This is a genomic window from Pseudomonas sp. KSR10, from assembly GCF_022355455.1.
Classification (GTDB): Bacteria; Pseudomonadota; Gammaproteobacteria; order Pseudomonadales; family Pseudomonadaceae; genus Stutzerimonas; species Stutzerimonas stutzeri_E.
Genome location: NZ_JAKOEN010000023.1, coordinates 71900 through 88991 on the forward strand (window position 1 = coordinate 71900; position 17092 = coordinate 88991).

At 58.6% G+C, this 17092-nt stretch carries 16 protein-coding genes; 14 read left to right on the forward strand and 2 right to left on the reverse strand.

The annotated features are described in order from the left end of the window. Positions 1-7 precede the first annotated feature (7 nt). From flgD to MCB86_RS20055, 14 genes are all read left to right on the forward strand, one after another. Positions 8-688 (forward strand): flagellar hook assembly protein FlgD, encoded by a 681-nt coding sequence (flgD, locus tag MCB86_RS19990; RefSeq protein ID WP_045161346.1) that lies wholly within the window; start codon positions 8-10, stop codon positions 686-688. Positions 689-719: 31 nt separating this feature from the next. Continuing rightward, on the forward strand, positions 720-2000 hold the full coding sequence (flgE, locus tag MCB86_RS19995; RefSeq protein ID WP_239611972.1) for a flagellar hook protein FlgE: 1281 nt from the start codon (positions 720-722) through the stop codon (positions 1998-2000). Positions 2001-2192: 192 nt separating this feature from the next. Beyond that, positions 2193-2933, forward strand: coding sequence for a flagellar basal-body rod protein FlgF (flgF, locus tag MCB86_RS20000; RefSeq protein WP_045161348.1), 741 nt, complete (start codon positions 2193-2195; stop codon positions 2931-2933). A 45-nt stretch (positions 2934-2978) separates the two neighbouring features. Beyond that, positions 2979-3764: a flagellar basal-body rod protein FlgG gene (gene flgG, locus MCB86_RS20005; protein ID WP_045161349.1), complete on the forward strand. Its 786-nt coding sequence runs from the start codon at positions 2979-2981 to the stop codon at positions 3762-3764. A 29-nt stretch (positions 3765-3793) separates the two neighbouring features. Continuing rightward, a complete protein-coding gene (gene flgH, locus MCB86_RS20010; RefSeq protein WP_045161350.1) occupies positions 3794-4489 on the forward strand; it encodes a flagellar basal body L-ring protein FlgH in 696 nt (231 codons plus the stop codon). A 13-nt stretch (positions 4490-4502) separates the two neighbouring features. Continuing rightward, positions 4503-5606 carry a flagellar basal body P-ring protein FlgI gene (locus MCB86_RS20015; RefSeq protein WP_045161351.1) on the forward strand — a complete coding sequence of 368 codons (1104 nt, stop codon included), beginning with the start codon at positions 4503-4505 and terminating at the stop codon, positions 5604-5606. Positions 5607-5616: 10 nt separating this feature from the next. Beyond that, entirely contained in the window at positions 5617-6801 is a 1185-nt protein-coding gene (gene flgJ / locus MCB86_RS20020) for a flagellar assembly peptidoglycan hydrolase FlgJ (protein WP_239611973.1), read from the forward strand. Positions 6802-6803: 2 nt separating this feature from the next. After that, on the forward strand, positions 6804-8792 hold the full coding sequence (gene flgK, locus MCB86_RS20025; protein ID WP_239611974.1) for a flagellar hook-associated protein FlgK: 1989 nt from the start codon (positions 6804-6806) through the stop codon (positions 8790-8792). Positions 8793-8803: 11 nt separating this feature from the next. Continuing rightward, entirely contained in the window at positions 8804-10069 is a 1266-nt protein-coding gene (flgL, locus tag MCB86_RS20030; protein ID WP_239611975.1) for a flagellar hook-associated protein FlgL, read from the forward strand. Positions 10070-10199: 130 nt separating this feature from the next. Continuing rightward, the gene (locus tag MCB86_RS20035) at positions 10200-10514 is read left to right on the forward strand and encodes a helix-hairpin-helix domain-containing protein (RefSeq protein ID WP_045161355.1); all 315 of its coding nucleotides are present in this window, start codon (positions 10200-10202) and stop codon (positions 10512-10514) included. A gap of 486 nt (positions 10515-11000) precedes the next feature. Further along, entirely contained in the window at positions 11001-11468 is a 468-nt protein-coding gene (locus tag MCB86_RS20040) for a YkvA family protein (protein WP_045161727.1), read from the forward strand. 142 nt (positions 11469-11610) lie between these two features. Next, positions 11611-11937 carry a helix-turn-helix transcriptional regulator gene (locus tag MCB86_RS20045; protein ID WP_045161357.1) on the forward strand — a complete coding sequence of 109 codons (327 nt, stop codon included), beginning with the start codon at positions 11611-11613 and terminating at the stop codon, positions 11935-11937. Continuing rightward, positions 11919-12314, forward strand: coding sequence for a hypothetical protein (locus tag MCB86_RS20050; RefSeq protein ID WP_045161358.1), 396 nt, complete (start codon positions 11919-11921; stop codon positions 12312-12314). Before MCB86_RS20045 ends, MCB86_RS20050 begins: the two co-directional genes overlap by 19 nt. Beyond that, positions 12314-12781, forward strand: coding sequence for an SEL1-like repeat protein (locus tag MCB86_RS20055; RefSeq protein ID WP_045161359.1), 468 nt, complete (start codon positions 12314-12316; stop codon positions 12779-12781). Before MCB86_RS20050 ends, MCB86_RS20055 begins: the two co-directional genes overlap by 1 nt. Here MCB86_RS20055 and MCB86_RS20060 read toward each other — a convergent pair. Together MCB86_RS20060 and MCB86_RS20065 are read right to left on the reverse strand one after the other, a co-directional pair. Then, complete coding sequence (locus tag MCB86_RS20060) at positions 12748-14544, reverse strand: bifunctional diguanylate cyclase/phosphodiesterase (protein WP_239611976.1); 1797 nt, start codon at positions 14542-14544, stop codon at positions 12748-12750. The two genes, MCB86_RS20055 and MCB86_RS20060, sit on opposite strands and share 34 nt — an antisense overlap. Before the next feature lie 97 nt (positions 14545-14641). After that, positions 14642-16738: a carboxy terminal-processing peptidase gene (locus MCB86_RS20065; protein ID WP_239611977.1), complete on the reverse strand. Its 2097-nt coding sequence runs from the start codon at positions 16736-16738 to the stop codon at positions 14642-14644. Positions 16739-17092: the final 354 nt, after the last annotated feature.

A 17092-nucleotide genomic window follows, 5' to 3' on the forward strand; every position in this document is an offset into this window, starting at 1 on the left:
GATTGCCATGAGCACAACAGGCGGCGTTGGCGGTACCGGTTCGGTACTCGACCAATATCAGATCAAGGATCGCGAAGTAAAAAGCAACGATCTCGGCAAGAACGAGTTTCTCGAATTGCTGGTGACTCAGTTGAACAACCAGAACCCGCTGGAGCCGCAGGAAAATGGCGAGTTCATTGCTCAGTTGGCGCAATTCAGCACGGTAGAAGGGGTTGAGAAGCTGAACTCGAGCATGGAAACCATGTTGTCGGGATATCAGTCATCCCAGGCGCTACAGGCCTCCTCACTGGTTGGCCGCAAGGTGATCGTTCCGACAGACAAGGCGGTGGTCGACACCAGCGAAACCTTCAAGGCCAGCCTGGTATTGCCCACGACCAGCAGCAACGTATCGGTCAACGTTTATGACAGCTCCGGGACGGTAGTGAACCGGATCAACATGGGCCAGCAGGAAGCGGGCAACGTTTCGTTCATGTGGGACGGCAAGGATTCGAGCGGCAAAACCTTGCCGCCGGGAACCTACCGATTCGAAGCACAAGCCACCTATCAAGGCGAAACCAAGGGGCTGTACACCTTGCTTCCCGCCAACGTAGACAGCGTCACGCTCGGACAGAACGGAGGTGAGCTGATGCTCAACCTCGCCGGTATCGGCAGTATCGGCCTGTCTAAAGTTCAGGTTATCGGTCAGTAACTACCGGCGCGTCCGGTAACAGGAGCAATTCATGTCGTTCAATATCGGCCTCAGCGGCATGCGTGCCGCCAGCAAAGATCTTAATGTCACGGGTAACAACATCGCCAACGCCGGTACGGCGGGCTTCAAGCAATCGCGCGCCGAGTTCGCCGATGTCTATGCCTCGTCTGTGCTCGGCACAGGTAAAAATCCTCAGGGTAGCGGTGTTCTGCTGGCGAACGTTTCGCAGCAGTTCAATCAGGGCAATATCAACTACACGCAAAACGCGCTGGATCTGGCCATCAATGGCAACGGCTTCTTCCAGGTCAGCAACAACGGTGCATTGAGCTATACCCGCGCCGGCTATTTTGGTACCGACAAGGAAGGCAATCTGGTCGATAACTTCGGCTACAACTTGCAGGGCTATTCGGTTGATGGCAACGGTAATATCCAGACGGGTCAAGTGAGCGACTTGAAAATCCAGACCGCCAGTCAGGAGCCGAAGGCGACGACGAAGATCACCCAGGGGTTCAACCTCAATTCGACCAATACCGAGCCGGTTAACACCCCGTTCGATCCAGCCGACCCGCTGAGCTACAACTCATCGACGTCGACAAACATCTATGACGAGCAGGGTAATGCGCACGTCATGACGCAGTATTTTGTCAAAACCGGTACTGCCAACACCTGGCAGATGAACGTGCTAATAGATGGGCGGAATCCCGCTGATCCGGTGAACAGCACTGCACCTAGCACAACAACGCTTGCCTTCAGCCCTTCGGGAAGTCTTGTCAACCCGGCCAGCGGTAGCAACGCGATAGCTGGGTGGCAGCCTGCTGTCCAGAACACTGACGGGACATGGTCCCTGAATAACGCGGCGCCAGCTGCTGGGCTGGACATGACGCTCGACATGCGGGGTTCGACCCAATACGCCAGCGCATTCGCAGTCAACAGCGTAAGCCAGGATGGTTACACCACCGGTGAGCTGGCCGGCCTCGAAATCAGCGAGAGTGGGGAAATTTTTGCTCGCTATACCAATGGTCAGTCCAAAGTGCAGGGCCAGATCATTCTGGCTAACTTCGCCAACGTTCAGGGTTTGACCCCGGTCGGCAAGACGCAATGGGTGCAGTCATTCGAATCTGGCGAGCCGGTACGCAATCCGCCTGGCAGCGGTACGCTGGGTTCGTTGCAGGCCGGTGCGCTGGAAGATTCCAACGTCGAACTGTCGGACCAGCTGGTCAACTTGATCGTTGCGCAGCGCAACTATCAGGCGAACGCCAAAACCATTGAAACCGAGAGTGCGATCACTCAGACGATCATCAATCTACGCTAACGGTTTTGCTATATGGGTCGAGGTGGCGGGAAACTGCCGCCTCGCTTTTCCAAGGTCCTTCGGGGCCTTTTTTTATATAAAAAATTTGTTGTTTTTCAATCATGTACTTAGCGTTGGTGGGGTTGGCATGTGTCTTGCTGAATCTCTATGTGCAGATTCAATTAGCGTCAATTCGTGTGTTACGGAGGTTCCATGGACAAGATGCTTTATGTAGCAATGACGGGGGCGAGCCAGAACGCTCGCGCCCAACAGGCACATGCCAACAACCTGGCAAACATCTCGACTACGGGCTTCCGACGCGACTTCGAACAGGCGCGCTCGATGCAAGTTTTTGGTGACAGTTTTCCAGCGCGTGTTTATGCGATGTCGGAGCGTCCTGGGACGGACTTTAGTGCCGGCACGCTGCAAGAAACCGGTCGAGACCTTGATGTGGCGGTCGAAGGCGACGGCTGGATCGCGGTGCAGGCACCGGATGGTAGTGAGGCCTATGCCCGCACTGGCAGTCTGAACATCGACACCCTCGGCATGCTCAGGACCGGCGATGGTTTGCCGGTACTCGGCAATGCTGGGCCGATTGCCGTGCCGCCGGAAGAAAAAGTGGAAATCGGCGCCGATGGGTCCATCAGTATCCGAGCGCTTGGCGAGGATCCGAACGTGGTGGTGACGGTCGACCGCCTCAAGCTGGTCAACCCCGATCCGAAGCAGTTGCAGAAGGGTACCGACGGGCTTATCCGGATGAAGGATGGCCAGCCCGTCGAGGCCGACGCTGCGGTCCGTGTGACTTCGGGCTTTCTCGAGGCCAGTAACGTCAATGCGGTGGCAGAGATGACGTCCATGCTGGCGTTGTCCCGGCAGTTCGAGCTTCACGTGAAAATGATGCGCACCGCCGAAGAAGATGGCGCCGCTGCGGCCCGAGTCTTGCAAATCAGCTAGTAACTAACGCGTCGCGCCCGAAAACCGGCGTACGAGGAGAAGAACATGCTTCCAGCACTGTGGGTGAGTAAGACGGGTTTGTCCGCCCAGGACATGAACCTGACCACCATTTCCAACAACCTGGCCAACGTATCCACCACGGGCTTCAAGAAAGACCGCGCCGAATTCCAGGACCTGCTGTACCAGATCCGCCGCCAGCCCGGCGGGCAATCCTCGCAGGACAGCGAGCTGCCTTCTGGTCTTCAGCTGGGTACCGGTGTGCGAATCGTCGGTACGCAGAAGCAGTTCACCGCTGGCAGCCTGCAGACCACTGAGCAGCCGCTCGACATGGCAATCAACGGCCGTGGCTTCTTTCAGGTGCTGCTGCCCGACGGCACCGTTTCTTATTCCCGTGACGGCAGTTTCCATCTGAACGCCGAAGGCCAGATCGTAACCTCCAACGGTTATGCCCTGGAGCCGGCCATCGTCGTGCCGCCGGAAACCCAGACATTCACCGTAGGCGAGGATGGCACCGTGTCGGTGACCACGCTCGGCAACCCGGCGCCGCAGATTATCGGCAATCTGCAGACCGCTGACTTCGTCAACCCGGCCGGCCTGCAGGCCATGGGCAGCAACCTGTTCCTGGAAACGGCTGCCAGTGGCGCGCCGCAGGTCAGCACGCCCGGTCTCAATGGATTGGGCACGGTCCTGCAAAACACATTGGAAAACTCCAACGTCAGCGTCGTCGAGGAGTTGGTGAACATGATCACCACTCAGCGCGCCTACGAGATGAATTCGAAAGTCATCTCCACGGCCGATCAGATGCTGTCTTTCGTTACCCAGCAGCTGTAACAGCTGTCAGCCGCTGGATTGAGGTGAATATGCGCCGCTTGTTGTCCGTCCTTCCCCTAGTGCCCGCCGTGATCCTGTCCGGCTGCATGGCGCCTGCGCCTAAGCCCAATGATCCTTACTACGCGCCGGTGCTGCCGCGCACGCCGCTGCCGGCCGCGCAGAACAATGGTGCGATCTATCAGGCGGGTTTCGAGACCAATCTCTACGACGATCGGAAGGCCTATCGGGTTGGCGACATCATCACCATCACGCTCAATGAAAGGACGCAGGCAAGCAAGAACTCCAACTCGAAGATATCCAAGGACAGCAGCGCCAATATCGGACTCGGATCGCTGTTCGGTGGCGCCGTTTCGATGGCCAATCCGTTGACAGGAAACAGCATGAGCCTCGGTGCCGAGTACGAAGCGGCGCGTGACACCTCCGGTTCCGGCCAGGCGGGGCAGAGCAATAGCCTGTCCGGCTCGATCACCGTGACTGTCTCGGACGTGCTGCCCAACGGCATCCTGGCGATCCGCGGCGAGAAATGGATGACGCTCAATACCGGCGATGAGCTGGTGCGCATTGCCGGCCTGGTGCGTTCGGACGATATCGCCACCGACAACACCGTACCTTCGACCCGTATAGCCGATGCGCGCATCACCTATTCCGGCACTGGCGCCTTCGCCGATGCCAGCCAGCCAGGTTGGTTGGATCGTTTCTTCATCAGCCCGTTGTGGCCGTTCTAAGCAGGTGCCGGCAATGAAACTGTTCAGCTCGATCGTAGTTGCCTTGCTGTGCCTGGTCGCCATTCCGGCGCAAGCCGAGCGGCTCAAGGACATCGCTACCATTCAGGGCGTGCGTAGCAACCAGTTGATCGGCTACGGCCTGGTGGTCGGCCTCAATGGCAGCGGCGACCAGACCACCCAGACGCCGTTCACGGTGCAGACCTTCAATAACATGATGGCGCAGTTCGGCATCAAGGTACCGGCGGGTGGCAACGTGCAGCTGAAGAACGTGGCGGCCGTGTCGATCCATGCCGATCTGCCACCCTTCGCCAAGCCGGGACAGACCATCGATATCACCGTTTCGTCGATCGGTAATGCCAAGAGCCTGCGTGGCGGTAGCCTGCTGATGGCGCCGCTGAAAGGTATCGACGGCAACGTTTACGCCATCGCCCAGGGCAACCTCGTGGTGGGCGGCTTCGATGCGGGCGGTGCGGACGGTTCGCGGATTACCGTCAATATTCCGTCTGCCGGCCGTATTCCCGGTGGCGCGACGGTCGAGCGGCCGGTGCCGAGCGCATTCAATCAGGGCACGACCCTGACAATGAACCTCAACCGCCCGGACTTCACCACGGCCAAGAACATCGTCGACCACATCAATGAGCTGCTTGGCCCGGGCGTGGCCCAGGCGCTGGATGGCGGCTCGATCAGCATTACCGCGCCTCTGGACCCGAGCCAGCGCGTCGATTACCTGTCGATCCTGGAAAACCTCGAAGTCGACGTTGGTCAGGCGGTGGCCAAAGTGATCATCAACTCGCGTACCGGCACCATCGTGATCGGCCAGAACGTCCGTGTGCAGCCAGCCGCCGTAACCCATGGCAGCCTGACGGTAACCATTTCCGAAGATCCGCAAGTCAGCCAACCGAACCCGCTGTCGGACGGGCAGACGGTGGTCGTGCCCAACTCCAAGGTGAAGGCGGAGCAGGAAGCCAAGCCGATGTTCAAGTTCGGCCCGGGCACCACGCTGGATGAAATCGTTCGAGCGGTGAATCAGGTGGGCGCAGCGCCCAGTGACCTGATGGCTATCCTCGAAGCCCTCAAGCAAGCCGGCGCGTTGCAAGCCGACCTGATCGTGATCTGAGGACGAACCGATGGAAAATCGACTGGGACTCGGGCGGCGTACGCCTGACAGTGGCAGCTACTCCGACCTGAACCGCCTGAACCAGCTCAAGGTAGGTAAGGATCGTGACGGCGCAGAGAACGTGCGCAAGGTCGCGCAGGAGTTCGAGTCCCTGTTCATGAACGAGATGCTCAAGTCGATGCGTTCGGCCACCGAGGTCATGGCGCAAGACAATCCGCTCAACAGTCAGGCCAGCAAGCAGTACCAGGACATGCACGACCAACAGCTATCGGTCACGCTGTCCAAAGAGGGCGGTGGCATTGGGCTCGCCGACGTGCTGGTCCGCCAGCTGGCCAAGCAGCAGGCGCCGAGCGAGAAGCCGAATCCTTTCGCTCAGGTGGCACAGACCGAGGGTGCGAAGTGGTCGAGCAACCCCAATTCGAAGATTGCTGCGGTGGATCCGACGCGCAACGATTCCCAGCTGCTCAACCAGCGTCGTCTGGCGCTGCCGGGCCGTCTGGCCGAGCGTGCAGCGGTTGAAGTTGCAGCCACGAACTCCCAGCCCAACCAGAGCGGCGGCGTCCAGCCGCTGGTCAACCTCGACTGGAAGCCGGCCACTGCATTCGCCGCCCCCAAAGACGCGCCGTTGACCATCAACGGCGTTGAGACGACAGCCCCGAGCGCACCGAGCAAGACGCGTTTCAGCTCACCTGCCGAGTTCATCGCAACCATGCTGCCGATGGCGGAAAAGGCGGCCAAGCGTCTCGGTGTCGAGCCACGTTTTCTTGTTGCGCAAGCTGCGCTGGAAACCGGCTGGGGTAAGTTGATGATCAAGCAGACGGACGGCACCAACAGTCACAACCTGTTCGGTATCAAGGCTACGGGTTGGAAAGGTGAGTCCGCGACTGTAACTACGACCGAGTATGTCAACGGCAAGGCAACCAAGCAGGTAGCAGGCTTCCGTGCATATGACTCGTTCGAGCACAGCTTCAATGATTACGTCCGGCTGCTGGAAAGCAACGATCGTTACAAGCCAGCCATTCAGGTGGCTAGCGTGTCAGGTGATTCGGAGCGTTTCGTTAAAGAGTTACAGCGAGCCGGTTACGCGACCGACCCGCAATATGCGCGCAAGATCAACCAGATCGCCCGCAAAGTACAGACATACCAGACAATAGCCGACGCGAGTTCGGCCCCTGCGGTACGGACTAGAGGCTAACCATGGCTGACCTACTGAATATTGGCTTGTCGGGCCTGAGCGCGAGCAAGAGCCAGCTGTCGATTACCGGCCACAACATCAGCAACGTCAACACGCCCGGCTACAGCCGCCAGGATGCGTCCCAGGCAACCCGCACACCGCAATTCAGCGGTGCCGGGTACGTGGGCTCGGGTACGACACTGGTGGAAATTCGCCGGACATACAGCGAGTTTCTGACCAGCCAGCTGCGCAGCAGCACCTCCTTGAGCAGCGACGTCGAATCCTACAAGAGCCAGATCGATCAGCTCGACTCCTTGCTGGCGGGAAGCACCACCGGGATTACGCCTTCGCTACAGAAGTTTTTCTCCGCATTGCAAACGGCGGCGGAGGACCCTTCCAACATTCCCGCGCGCCAGTTGGTGCTGGCTGAAGCGGAAGGGTTGGCGCGCCGATTCAATACCGTTTCCGACCGCCTGACCGAGCAGAACAGCTTCACCAACAAGCAGATGTCGGCCGTCACCGATCAGATCAACCGGCTCGCGGGGAGCATCGGCAGCCTCAATCAGGCCATCGCGACCGCGTCGGCCAACGGCAAGCAACCCAACGACCTGCTCGATGCGCGGGACGAAGCCGTGCGCCAGCTCTCGACCTATATTGGCGTCACCGTAACGCCGCAGGATGACAACAGCTTCAATATCTCCGTTGGTACAGGCCAACCATTGGTCGTGGGAAACACGGTGAGCCGTTTGGAAGTGGTGCCGGGGCAAAGCGATCCCAACCGCTACGAAATCCAGTTTGTCAGCGGCAACTCGCGGCAGGGTATTACTTCGCAGATCTCCGGCGGTGAGCTCGGCGGGGTGATCCGTTATCGCGAGGAAGTGCTGGACTCGACGATGAACTCGCTCGGCAGGCTGGCGCTTGCGATAAGCGACCAGATCAATTCGCAGCAAACCCAAGGGCTCGATCTGAAAGGGCAGGTTGGAGCGGCCCTGTTCGGTGACTACAACGCACCCTCGCTGATGGGGTTGCGTGCTACAGCTTTCAGCAACAATACGTCGGCCGCCGACGCGTCATTGAGGATTACCGATACTGGTAACCTGGCGGTCAGTGATTATCGCCTGGAGTTCGACGGAACGAATTACTCGGCCAGGCGGCTGAGTGATAACGCGAGCATCAGCGTTACCCAGAATGCGGGCCCGCCTGCCTACCTGAGCTTTGCAGACAGCGCAGGGAAGGATCAGGGCTTTCAGGTCGCCATCAGCGGCACTCCCAATGCAGGCGACAAGTTCTCGCTACAACCGACCAGACGCGGCGCTACGGACATCAAAACGGTACTGGACCAGGCGGATCAGTTGGCATTCGCGGCGCCAGTGCGGGCGCAAAGCAATCTCCAGAACGCCGGTACAGGGCAAATCAGTCAGCCGGAGACTACCGAGACGGTAGACATGGCCGCGCTGAAAGCTGCGCTTCCGGGGGATATCACTTTGACCTATGCCGCCGGCAGCCCGCCGACCATCACCGGCACCGGCGTGACTCAGGTGAGCCCGGCCGTTTTCACTCCCGGGCAGACCAACGAGCTGGCGATTACCATCGACGGCCACAGTTTTACGTTCACGGTTAGCGGCCGCCCTCAGGACGGCGACACCTTTACGATCGGGTTCAACCAGAACGGCGTGTCGGATAACCGAAACGCCCTGAAAATGGTGGATCTTCAGACGAAGCAGACGATCGGGGTCGACCCGAGCGTGCCGGGTTCAGGGAAAAGTTTTACCGATGGCTATGGCGAACTCGTCGAGCGTGTCGGGACGCTGACGGCTCAGGCGCGAATGGACAGCGATGCGACCAGTGCGATTCTCAAGCAAGCCACCGATAATCGGGACTCGCTGTCGGCAGTCAATCTGGATGAAGAGGCGGCCAATCTGATCAAGTTCGAGCAGTACTACAACGCCTCTGCTCAGATCATTCAAGTTGCGCGCACCATGTTCGATACACTGATTAGCACCTTCAGGTAATAGGCCCGCCCATGCGCATCTCGACCTTGCAAGCCTTCAATAATGGCGTATCCGGCATCCAGCGAAACTATGCCAATGCGACGCGTACCCAGGAGCAGATCAGTACCGGGAACCGCATTCTTACTCCTGCGGACGATCCGGTTGCGTCAGTGCGCCTGCTTCAGCTCGAACAGCAGCAGAGTGTGCTGAGCCAGTACAACAGCAACCTGACGGCGGCGAAGAACAGCCTGACCCAGGAAGAAGTGACGCTGAACTCGGTCAACACCGTATTGCAGCGTGTTCGCGAGCTGGCCGTACAGGCGGGCAACGGCTCGCTCGATCCTCAGGATCGTAAGGCCATTGCGGCCGAGTTGGGTCAGCGCGAGGACGAGCTGCTGTCCTTGATGAATACGCGCAATGCGCGCGGTGAGTATCTATTCTCGGGCTTCCAAGGCAAAACCCAACCTTTCGTGCGGGCTGCCGACGGGTCCTATAGCTACGCGGGTGACGAAGGGCAGCGAAAGCTGCAGGTCGCCAGCTCGTTGAATATACCGATCAGTGATAACGGCAAGTCGATATTCGAGAACGTAACCAATGCGGGGCGTTTGCAGACAACATTCGATAGCACTCTCACACCAGGCTCGACACTGGGTGTCTCGGCTCCTTTGATTCAGGATGAAGTCGCTTTCGCCGGAAGCCCGTCGTTTCCTGCCGCAGGGGTGGGCATTCGATTCACCTCCGATACCGAATACGTCGTTTATGATCTCGCTGCTCCGCCGGCAGACCCGACCAATTTGTCCGATCCGCTGATTCTGGCGTCAGGCAGGATGGATAGTGATGCGGATCAGAGCGACAGCCTGGTGTTTCGTGGCGTCGCCTTGCAGCTAGATGGCGCTGCCGTTGGTGGTGAGAGCATCGAAGTCACCTTGACGCCCGACGCTAACAAGCAGGGCTTGCTTAACACCATTGCCAGTTTCAGAAAGGCGTTGGAAGATCCTGGAACAACCGGCGGCCAAGTGCGTGATGCTGTCGCCGTCACCTTGACCAATCTCGATCACGGCATGGTCAGCGTTGATGAGGCGCGCGGCAATATTGGGGCTCGTCTGAACGTCATCGAAACCACGCAAACCGACAACGAAGATGTGGCGCTGGTCAACAAGGGCGTTCAGGCCGAACTGCGTGAGCTGGACTACGCCGAGGCGCTGTCCCGACTGTCCATGCAGACGGTGGTGCTCGAAGCCGCGCAGCAGAGCTATGTGAAAATTGCCGGCCTGAGCTTGTTCAACGTTATGCGCTGAGCCGTCCAGCGGGGAATGGTTCACAGAACAGTGGTCCCGATTTGACTTGCCCTCGTTGCGGCTTAGAGTGTCCTGGCGGCGCATGGAGTACCGCGCTGTTGCTAATCCAACACTCATAGGGAAGTGAACAATGATTAAGTCTTTTGTCTCCGCAACAATCTTCGCATTGCTCGCCAGCGTTTCCGTTGGCAGCTATGCCGCTAAAGCCGAGCCTGTCGACTCAACACAGGTTGCAGTAGCTCAGGTTGAGGCAATCAACCTCAATTCAGCCGATGCTGAAACTCTGACTCGAGAACTCAAAGGAATCGGCGCCACGAAGGCCAAGGCTATCGTCGCGTACCGAGAAGCCCATGGCCCGTTCGCCTCGGTTGAAGATCTGCTGGAGATCAAAGGAATCGGTGCTGCAACCTTGGAAAAGAACCGAGCCAAATTGAGCTTGCATTGATCGGAGGATTGCGTTCAGGGAAGCCGGTCTTATGACCGGCTTTTTCGTTCCTACGATGGGCATTGTCTCGATAGCGAACTCACCATAGGGAGCCAATTTCCCCGCCTCGAGACTTTCAATCGGACCTAGCCTGACCTGAACGCCAAGGGGCCGGCTGTTGTCCTTGTTAGAACGATCAGTCGGCTTTGTCCATCCCTTTTGAAGTCGAAATTGCCTTAAAAAAGCGTTGACATGTTACGGTTATGCACATTCTTGGTGCCGGAACCTGAGTGTTTCTCTGTTAGCGCTAAGCAATTTGCTGGACATTCTTAAGTTACTGATTTCAAAAGGTTTATGTTTGCTGAGCAAAAACCCATCGATCTGTTTGTAGGCCGCGCCAGACGGGGGTTTGAGCCAGTCATCCAGAATCTGTTCACAAGGTTATCCACAGGATCTGTGGATAATTGCGCAGCTCTTCTACGGCGCGGCTTTGAGAGGAGATATTCGGTGAAAGCACCTTGGAAATTCTTCAAATACTTCCCAATGGCGCAACGAGTGCTCGCTCGGGGAAGGTTACCGATGGTGCTTCTCGCCGTCGCCCGCAAGCGTTCGGCACGAGGCGGGCTCGTCAAGGGGCTTCGAGAGGATCTCGGCCTGCTGCAGGCCTTGTGCGTGGCCTGGTGGCGGGGAGAGTACAGGGCCATCAGCAGGCCTGCCTTAGTCGCTGTCGTGGCTGGATTGCTGTACTTCCTGACACCGATGGACGCTATCCCCGACTGGATTCCTGGCCTTGGTTTCGTCGACGATCTGGCGGTGCTGGCCTGGGTAATGCGTAAGTGGTCAGGCGAGTTGCAGGCATTTCGCGCCTGGAAGGACAGCCAGTCGGCGGATGTGCAAGCCGATATTGATCGCCTACCCTCGGCGGAAGAGCCCATGGCGGAAGGCGTCAGCCGAGCCCGCAGCGGTCGAGTATGACAGGCGGGGGGGTTCGGGGTTAATCCTTTGGTGTGTAAGTTCGCCTCAGCTTTCACTCTTTAGTGCGGCTTGTTACGGCAAAAAATCGCTGCCGTGCTGTTAAGATCCGGTTTTATTCACGGGACAAAGGGCGGGGTAGCGGATGAGTGTCCAGGTCATCATGCGCGATGGTGTGCCAGAGTATGCCGTGCTGCCGTGGGACGAATATCAGGCTCTGCTGCTGAGTACGCGTAACCAGAACATGACGGTCGCGGCGGAAGCCGGGGCTGCGGTTGCATTGCCCAGGTTCAGCGAGCTGTCCTCATTGCGGGAAGCCAAGGGAGTGAACCAGGAAGCGCTGGCGCGCTCTGCGGGCATCAGTCCGGCTTATCTGGCGCTCATCGAAAGCGGCGACCGTGATCCCGGAGAGGCTATACGCCGCGCGCTGGCCCGCGCAATGGAGATCGAAGGATGGCAGCCGGAAGCTTGAGAGACACCGCGGCGTCGATTCGCATCAGCCGTCCTCATTGGCAGGCGCTGCTGGATGAGTTGAGCGAAGCCCGACGCCAGCGGCATCTGGTGACCTACCGTGCCTTGGTCGAGCGACTTCAGCTCCCGGTGCCGGCCATGCAGACGTTGACGGCGGCGCTAGAGCATCTGGCAGCGCTGGATGCACGTGCTGATCGGCCGTTGCGTAGTGCATTGGTGATCAGTCAGGGCGCCAGTCGCTTGCCCAAAACGGGTTTTTTCGAATGCGCTACGCGTCTCGGGCGGTTTTCCGGTCCGGCAGACGGAGCTGCAGCCGCGTCCTGGCACGCTGGTGAGGTTGCGCGCGTATTCGAGTTCGATTACCCGGAGGCGCCGTGATGCTGCATAAGGTCCGAGCGCGAGGCGGTTATTGGATCGCCCGTAGACTGATGGGTACACGCTGGGCTGTACGGCAGCCGAAATTGTGGCGTTGGATGGAAGGCCAATTTTCTCGCATGGCCGCGATTGGGGACCCGAAGGCGCAGAGCTTTTACGGCCACATCCTACTGTTTCGAGGTCAGGGATTTGGCGCAAGGCAGGAAGGCATACGCTTGCTTCGCCTGGCTGCCCAGGGTGGCGACGCCAAGGCTGCATACCAGATGGGTATCGTCTGCCTTGGCGAGGACGCCACTCATGGTCCCGACGGCGCTCAGGCTGCTCATTGGTGGACGCTTGCAGTCGAGAGAGGGCATCCGCTCGCTGCGGCCCGTTTGGCCCAGCTGTATGCCGCTGGCGGCCATGGGCTGGCACCTGATAAGCAACAGGCTGAACGTTATAAGGCTCGCGCCGCCAAGCTCGGGCTCTGATTTCTCAGCCGCTGCCGTTGCGTGTCAATCGTGTACAGGCTGAACCCTGCTTCTTGCTTAGCTTGTCGCTTGGCTTCCGAGGCCAATGCGGCAAGACATGCCGCATCGAGTTCGGCGCCGCAACCTGGCTTCAGCTGGACGGCACCAACCGAGAGCGAAAGCAGAGGATAGCGTTGCTGACCACCTTGCCTTCCTTCAGCGATGAAGCATCCTTCAACAAGATGTTCATTGCGATAGAACGATCGGCAACGCTGTTCGAATGCTTCGAACAATTGGCTAATTCTCGACGCCCACTCGTCTGATTTCATTACCAGCATGAAGTCATCGCCGCCTATATGGCCGACGAAATCACAGCTCGAATCGATCTGCTCATCGAGGCAGTGGGCCAGACATAGCAGAACCTCATCTCCCTTGGCGTAACCGTAAAGATCATTGAAGGGCTTGAAATGATCGATATCCACGTAGCAGATCACAGCTTCCCGGCCCTGTCGTAACAGGCGTGTCAGGCATTGTTGAATCGGCACGTTGCCAGGCAGCAACGTCAGTGGGTTGGCATGGCGCGCCTGCTGGATCTTCATTTCGGTAATCAGTTTGAGCACGTCGATTACCCGGCCCAGCCCGTGATAGCGGCCATTGACGGTAATTACGAAGTCTTCGTCGATGCGCTGCCGGGCTCGACTGGTCAACAGTCGGCTGACTTGCTGCAAAGATTGGCCAAGCTCTACCGCGAGAAAGTCATCGCTCATCAACCTACTGATGGGTTTGCGCGCCAGCAGGTCGGTCGCAAACGGCTTGAGCAGGGCGTCGGACAGCAGGCTTCGATGAACGATGCCGACGGGTATATCCATCGCATCGAGCACCGCGACGGAGTTCAGATTCGCCTGCAGGCGGAACAGTTCCAGCACATGCCCAACCGGATGAGAGGCAATGACCGCGGATTGCTTCAGCACCAGCGGGGTCAGGTCGGGATGCTCCTCGTTGGGTGTTTCGTCGCGATTGCCGTTGCTTGGCAGAAGCACGGTTGCGTCGATGTTGGGTTCTTCTTCCGGGCGTCCCAGCAAATAGCCCTGAACAAGGTCGATGCCCATATCCGAGAGGATTCGGAGTTCTTCGCTCAGCTCGATGCCTTCTGCGATGACCTGCGCTCGCGAGGCTCGTGCGATTTTCATGATCGACTCGACGAACTCACGTTTGATCGCGTCCCGGTGAATGCCGTCGATGAAGTAACGGTCGATTTTCACATAGTCGGGGCGCAGCTCAGACCACATGCGCAGGCCGGAATAGCCGGCGCCAAGGTCATCCAGCGCGATTGAAAAGCCCATGTCGCGATAGTGGTGCAAGGCGGCATCGAGTAGCTCGAAGTCATCCGTCGGGGTCTGTTCCGTCAGTTCGATCACGACCCGGTCGGCTGAAATTTGGTACTTGTGCAACAGCTCCAGCGTACGGCCCGGCTTGTGGGTTACGTCCAGCAAGGTTTCCGGCGAGACATTGAGAAAAAGTTTGCCTTGCAGCTGCTGCTGACTGTAGCGGCGACAAGCACTTTCACGACAGGTCATCTCGAGCTCGTTGAGCCGCCCCGCGTGTCGGGCGGCGGCGAGCAGGTTGATAGGGGAGTGCAGCGGGGTATTGGAGGGGCCGCGTGTCAGTGCTTCGTAGCCAAGTATGCGCCGTTCGGAAAGCGAAAGGATGGGCTGAAAGAGGCTGGTGATGTCGCCGTGAGCGAGGATGTTATCCAGCGTGCTCAACTGCTCGGTGACGGTCATGGTGATCCCGTGATGGCCAAAAATGCGAAGGGCCGCACAAGTGGCGGCCCTTCGCATTTCACGACTCTATGATGTCATTTTGATGACATTCGGACGGCTAGCGCTCGACGGAGTTATTCTTGGCCATCACGTCCTGCAGGCCCAGGTAGTCCAGCAGGATTCTGCCGCTTTCAGACAGGTAGGCATCATCCTCGGGTTTGATCTTCTTGTCTTCGACATGCGGCGTCGTTTCGTCTTCCCTTTCGAGCTTAGTCAGCGGTTCCTCGCCCTTGGCCTTTCGCAGCGTATTCTCCAGCGCTAGCTGGCGGTTCTCGATACGTTCCTGCTGCGCCCGGCGCTTCTCCTCGTTGAGGCTGATGGTCGTCTCGTGAGTAAGCTCCTGGGCCAGGGCGAGGCGATCTCGGGTGAAAACGAAATCGGGATTTTCGCTGGTTCGCCCTTCGTGACGGGCTTTGAGTTCGGCGAGGAATGGCTTGAATGGGTTCATGTCAGGGTTGATCGCAGCACGAATGCTGTCCCAGGGCATGGCTTCAGGCAGCGCGCTCTCGCCGATTTCCTTGGTGTCGACTTCGGCTGGATAGGAGATATCCGGAATCACACCCTGGTGCTGAGTACTCTGGCCGGACACCCGGTAGAACTTCGCCAGTGTGAGTTTGAGCTCGCCATGATTGAGCGGCTGGACGGTCTGCACGGTGCCCTTGCCGAAGGTTTGGCCGCCGACGATGAGCGCTCGGTGGTAATCCTGCATCGCGCCGGCGAAGATCTCCGACGCCGATGCCGATAGACGATTGACCAGCACGGCCAGCGGTCCTTTATAGAACGCCCCCACCTGTTCGTCGGCAAGCACGTCGACGCGCCCGTCGCTGTTGCGAACCAGTACCGTCGGGCCCTGATCGATGAACAGACCAGTCAGCTCCGTAGCTTCCTGAAGCGAACCACCACCGTTGTTGCGCAGGTCAATGACGACGCCATCGACCTTCTCCTGCTGCAGCTCCGTCAACAGCTTCTTCACGTCCCGGGTGGTGCTCTTGTAGTTCTTGTCGCCGGCGCGAAGGGCCTTGAAGTCCAGGTAGAAGGCAGGCACCTCGATGACCCCGAGCTTGTAGTCGCGACCGTTCTGATTGAGGTGGAGCACGGATTTCTTGGCTGCCTGCTCCTCAAGCTTGACCGCTTCACGAGTAATGGCGACGACCTTGCTGCTCTGGTCGTTGGGCGCGTTGCTTGCTGGTACGACCTCGAGGCGAACGACTGAACCTTTCGGACCGCGGATCAGTTTGACGACCTCGTCGAGGCGCCAGCCGATCACGTCGACCATTTCCTCGTCGCCTTGGCCTACGCCGACGATTTTGTCCGCGGGGGCGATCTGCTTGCTCTTCTCGGCGGGGCCGGCGGGAAACAGTCGTACCACCTTGACGTACTCATTGTCGCTTTGCAGCACGGCACCAATGCCTTCCAGGGAAAGGCTCATGTTGATGTCGAAGTTTTCCGCATTGTCGGGCGACAGGTATTGGGTGTGCGGATCGTAGGATTGCGCGAAGGCATTGATATAGGCCTGGAAGACGTCTTCGCCACGGGTCTGCTCAAGACGCGACAGCTGGTTCTTGTAGCGCTTGGTCAGCAGCTCCGTGATCGCCTTTGGCTCCTTACCGGCTATCTTCAGTCGCAACACCTCATCCTTGACGCGTTTACGCCAGAGATCATCCAGCTCTTTCTCGTCCTTGGGCCAGGCGGCGTTCTCGCGATCGACCAGCAATTCTTCGTCGAGTGTGAAGTCGAAGCTGTCCACCCCTTTTTCCAGCAGGCTCAGCGCGTATTGAAGCCGGCTCTGCAGGCGCTCAAGGTGAACCTTGTAGATCGCGAAGCCGGGCTCGAGGTTGCCGTTTTTAAGGAAGTTGTCGAATTCGTTGCGCCAGGGTTCGAACTCGGCCAGATCGCCTGCGGTGAAATAGCTGCGCGACGGATCGAGCATCTTGATGTAGCTGTCGAAAATCTTCGACGAGCGGGCGTCATTGAGGGGTGGCTTGTTGTAATGATGGCGCTTGAGCAACTCGACGATGTTGAGGCTGGCAATTACCTGATCGCGGTCGGGCTGCAGGTAGTCCCAGTCGTGTCCGGCTGCAGGTTTGGCCTGGGCGATGCTGGCCTGAAGGCCGAGCAACAGGGCTAAAAAGCCCGTAGTCAATGATCGTTTCATTTCGAAGGAGCGACACGAGGCTGGGTAATAACGCATATTAGGCCATCAAATCAGGCGCCGGGGCGGGATCCGCCCGGCGGAAAATAACAACAGCCCGGTGGAATCTGACGGGCTAGTACGCCGTGACAAAGAATCACATCAGGATGCCAGGGCGAGTCCCGCACAACACCACCATACCGATTTGGTTATCGATGGTTGGGGCGGGGGTATCGCTATGTGACCTGAACAGAGAATTATCAGCGGCCTGCATTGCCAGAATAGCGGCCGAGCGGGCACAGGTCTGACCCACTATGGAGGCAGCAAGAAGGCATTGCAAGGCGTTGAGGGCCTGGGGGTGGATGAAGCGCACCGCTC

Coding starts and splice junctions, on each gene's coding strand:
- flgD (WP_045161346.1), top strand. CDS start 8: ATGAGCACAACAGGCGGCGTTGGCGGTACCGGTTCGGTACTCGACCAA.
- flgE (WP_239611972.1), top strand. CDS start 720: ATGTCGTTCAATATCGGCCTCAGCGGCATGCGTGCCGCCAGCAAAGAT.
- flgF (WP_045161348.1), top strand. CDS start 2,193: ATGGACAAGATGCTTTATGTAGCAATGACGGGGGCGAGCCAGAACGCT.
- flgG (WP_045161349.1), top strand. CDS start 2,979: ATGCTTCCAGCACTGTGGGTGAGTAAGACGGGTTTGTCCGCCCAGGAC.
- flgH (WP_045161350.1), top strand. CDS start 3,794: ATGCGCCGCTTGTTGTCCGTCCTTCCCCTAGTGCCCGCCGTGATCCTG.
- MCB86_RS20015 (WP_045161351.1), top strand. CDS start 4,503: ATGAAACTGTTCAGCTCGATCGTAGTTGCCTTGCTGTGCCTGGTCGCC.
- flgJ (WP_239611973.1), top strand. CDS start 5,617: ATGGAAAATCGACTGGGACTCGGGCGGCGTACGCCTGACAGTGGCAGC.
- flgK (WP_239611974.1), top strand. CDS start 6,804: ATGGCTGACCTACTGAATATTGGCTTGTCGGGCCTGAGCGCGAGCAAG.
- flgL (WP_239611975.1), top strand. CDS start 8,804: ATGCGCATCTCGACCTTGCAAGCCTTCAATAATGGCGTATCCGGCATC.
- MCB86_RS20035 (WP_045161355.1), top strand. CDS start 10,200: ATGATTAAGTCTTTTGTCTCCGCAACAATCTTCGCATTGCTCGCCAGC.
- MCB86_RS20045 (WP_045161357.1), top strand. CDS start 11,611: ATGAGTGTCCAGGTCATCATGCGCGATGGTGTGCCAGAGTATGCCGTG.
- MCB86_RS20050 (WP_045161358.1), top strand. CDS start 11,919: ATGGCAGCCGGAAGCTTGAGAGACACCGCGGCGTCGATTCGCATCAGC.
- MCB86_RS20055 (WP_045161359.1), top strand. CDS start 12,314: ATGCTGCATAAGGTCCGAGCGCGAGGCGGTTATTGGATCGCCCGTAGA.
- MCB86_RS20060 (WP_239611976.1), bottom strand. CDS start 14,544: ATGACCGTCACCGAGCAGTTGAGCACGCTGGATAACATCCTCGCTCAC.
- MCB86_RS20065 (WP_239611977.1), bottom strand. CDS start 16,738: ATGAAACGATCATTGACTACGGGCTTTTTAGCCCTGTTGCTCGGCCTT.